General features: G+C 35.7%; 4 protein-coding genes and 1 pseudogene. All 5 read left to right on the plus strand.

Annotated elements, in window-relative coordinates:
* A pseudogene (locus HMPREF9200_RS08640) lies at positions 1-224 on the plus strand (TlyA family rRNA (cytidine-2'-O)-methyltransferase); the annotation flags it as partial.
* 8 nt (positions 225-232) lie between these two features.
* The gene (locus HMPREF9200_RS02575) at positions 233-1,111 is read left to right on the plus strand and encodes an NAD(+)/NADH kinase (RefSeq protein ID WP_009353251.1); all 879 of its coding nucleotides are present in this window, start codon (positions 233-235) and stop codon (positions 1,109-1,111) included.
* Positions 1,108-1,632 (plus strand): class I SAM-dependent methyltransferase, encoded by a 525-nt coding sequence (locus HMPREF9200_RS02580; RefSeq protein ID WP_009353249.1) that lies wholly within the window; start codon positions 1,108-1,110, stop codon positions 1,630-1,632. The genes HMPREF9200_RS02575 and HMPREF9200_RS02580 overlap by 4 nt, the downstream gene beginning before the upstream one ends.
* A gap of 49 nt (positions 1,633-1,681) precedes the next feature.
* A complete protein-coding gene (gene argR, locus HMPREF9200_RS02585) occupies positions 1,682-2,137 on the plus strand; it encodes an arginine repressor (RefSeq protein ID WP_009353250.1) in 456 nt (151 codons plus the stop codon).
* A gap of 1 nt (position 2,138) precedes the next feature.
* Positions 2,139-3,226, plus strand: a 1,088-nt coding sequence (locus tag HMPREF9200_RS02590; protein WP_009353248.1) for an AAA family ATPase, incomplete at its 3' end; no start/stop codon positions are given.

A 3,226-nucleotide genomic window follows, 5' to 3' on the forward strand; every position in this document is an offset into this window, starting at 1 on the left:
GTGGAATAGTACGTGAGAAATCCACACATAGATTGGTGTTAGATCGTATCTTGCACATTGCTAAAGATTGTGGGTTATATTTACATGGACTAACCTATTCTCCCATTAAAGGAATGGAAGGAAATATTGAATTTTTAGGATATTTTACAAAACAAGCAGAGGGTTCCTTAGACATTACTGAAGGGCTTATTACAGCCACGGTAGAGGGGGCTCATCGATTATAGGAGGATCTATGAGAATCGGTTTCTTTCCTAATATGAAAAAAGAGAATATTCGAGATATATTATCACAAGCAATTACCTATTGCCATACATATGGTATAGAAGTCTATATGCCTAAAGAATTAGAACATCATGATGTATATGCGTTGGGGATAGAGAAATCTCACTTATTATCACGACCAGAAATATTTGAACATTTGGATATGGCATTTAGCTTTGGTGGTGATGGTACGATTATTCAATTAGCACGTCAAATTTATTCATATAATGTACCAATTTGTGGTATTAATTTAGGGGAATTAGGTTTCTTAAATCAAATAGGACTTGAAAACTTAGAGATGGCTATTGAAAGAATTAGTAAAGGCGATTTTTATGTGGAAGATCGCATTCATTTAGTGGGAACTTTACATACTCCAGAAGGAGAACGTGTGCTACGTCCGGCTATTAATGATATTGTGGTATCCCGCTCAGAACCGGGTAAAATGGCTCGTATTAATTTGTCGATTAATGGTGGACATACTCAAATGTATCCTGCTGACGGTTTAATTGTAGCGTGTTCCACAGGGTCTACAGGGTATAACTTATCTGCTGGAGGTCCTATTATGGCGCCAGATAATCGCTCTCTTATAGTAACACCGATTGCCCCTCATTTATTGCAAGGCGTATCTTTGGTGCTAAAAGAAAGTGCAAAAATTGATATTACTATGCCAGAGCGTCAGAAAAGCTTGCATATTTCTGTGGATGGCACTTTTGATTACGAATTTAGTAATACTGACTCTTTACATATTGAAGCGCATCCACAATATTGTAAATATGTGCGATTTAAAGATCAAAAATTCTTTGCTACCTTGTTTAAAAAGTTGACCGCACGATCTAAGGAGGTTCTATGATTCCTCTACACCATAGTGTAGACTTTCAGCATCACTTATGGTTGGACGCCCTAGTTACAGCTAGAACTATTGTAGATATTACTTGTGGCAATGGATATGACACGGTATATCTATTGACACATTGTCATAAAAATTCTCATGTATATGCTATTGATATACAAGAAGTAGCACTAACAAGGACGAAAGAAAAGCTTTTGAAAGAGCTTCCACAGGCTATAAAACAAGTGGATTTCATATTGGGATCACATGATAGTGCACTGGAAACACTTCCTGTATCTACTATCGATTTAATGGTAGCTAATTTAGGGTATTTACCGAATGCAGACCATCAAATTATGACACAATCTATATCAACAATTAAAGCTTTATCAAAGGGATTAGAAAAACTTTCAATACATGGATTATGTACCATTGTAGCGTATCCTGGAACAGAAACTGGTCGTAAAGAGGCAGAAGATTTAGAAGACTATATAGCTTCTATTAGTCAAAAGATTTTCACTGCAGTACATGGCGACCATTAAATCAAGCGAATCAACCGCCTATTTTATATATTATTCGTCGGAGGAAATAATGAAACGTTTTCGTTATAATAAGATAAAAGAAATTATTCAAACTAAGGCTATTGAAACACAAGAAGAGTTAGCGCAAGCCTTGGTAGAAGAAGGGATTACCGTTACACAAGCAACAGTATCACGTGATATTAAGGAATTGATGTTAATAAAAGTTCCTACAGGGGATGGACGATATCGATATGCCTTATCTCCAGAAGAAAATATTATGTTATCTAGAACACGCATCAATCGCTTGTTCCAAGATTCTATTTTGCGTATTGACCACGTGTTGAATCAAGTCGTATTACATACATTACCTGGTTCTGCGCAATCAGTAGCCTTTGCTATTGACCATGCAAAATGGCATGAAGTTATAGGTACGATTGCTGGAGATGATACAATTTTATTGATATGTAATTCTGTAGAAAGTGTAGAAATGGTATTGGACCGTATTCAAGACTTAATGAGGGATTAATATGCTAGTACGCATGGGGATTAAAAATTTTGCCCTCATCGAACATATGCAGCTAGAGTTTGCCAAGGGCATCACAATTTTTACTGGAGAAACAGGTTCTGGTAAATCTATATTGATGGATGCGTTTTCTATTCTATTAGGAGAAAGAGCTAGTAGTGAATTTATTCGTCATGAGAAGGATTCTTTTCTGATTGAAGGCGCTTTTGATATTGCAGGAGATACAGCATTACAAGAGCTATTAGTAAATAAAAATATTTTAGTAGAAGAAGATACTTTAATTTTATCTAGAACTTTTAATCGAAACGGTAAATCACAAATTTTAGCTAATGACCAAGTGATTCCATTGAAGGCATTACGTGAAATCGGCACCTATTTAGCAGATATTCATGGTCAATATAGTAACCAACAGCTCTTATTACCGGATACACATCATATCTATTTAGATACGTATAATGATGATGCTACGAAGGCTTATGAAAATTACGTAGTAGCCTATACTGGCTATGCCAGTGCAAAGCGACAATTAGAAACATTGCGTGAAGAGTCGGCACAAAGAATTCGTGAATTAGATATGTTGAGGTTTCAGATTGATGAAATTGAAGAAGCCCAATTACAAACTAATGAAGATACAGCTGTATCTGAAGAATTAGAGAGATTAGATAACTATGAGCATCTTCAATCTACAATTTCTAGTTGTTATGATGGTATCTATGGGGGCAGAACTCCTCTTATTGATGGCTTGAATAGTATAACCAATGAAGTGACTGATCTTGTAAAATATGATAAGGATATGGAAGAAATAGCTGAGTTATTGCGATCTGCGTATTATCAATTAGAAGAAGCTGGACAAGCTTTAGATAGATACCGTGATTCCATTAGCTATGACGAAGAACGCTATTTTTACTTACAAGAGAGAGACACGCTTATATACAATTTAAAACGTAAATATGGAGACACTATTGAAAAAATATTAGCCTTTGAAGAAATGGCACAAATGCGATTAGAATTACTAGAATCAGAGGAAAGTGAAGAATCGCAGTTAGTGGAACGCGTGGAAACCTTACAAACACAAGCGGTACAAGCTTTAGA

It is taken from the genome of Veillonella sp. oral taxon 780 str. F0422 (assembly GCF_000221605.1).
GTDB lineage: Bacteria > Bacillota > Negativicutes > Veillonellales > Veillonellaceae > F0422.

Coding starts and splice junctions, on each gene's coding strand:
- HMPREF9200_RS02580 (WP_009353249.1), top strand. CDS start 1,108: ATGATTCCTCTACACCATAGTGTAGACTTTCAGCATCACTTATGGTTG.
- HMPREF9200_RS02575 (WP_009353251.1), top strand. CDS start 233: ATGAGAATCGGTTTCTTTCCTAATATGAAAAAAGAGAATATTCGAGAT.
- argR (WP_009353250.1), top strand. CDS start 1,682: ATGAAACGTTTTCGTTATAATAAGATAAAAGAAATTATTCAAACTAAG.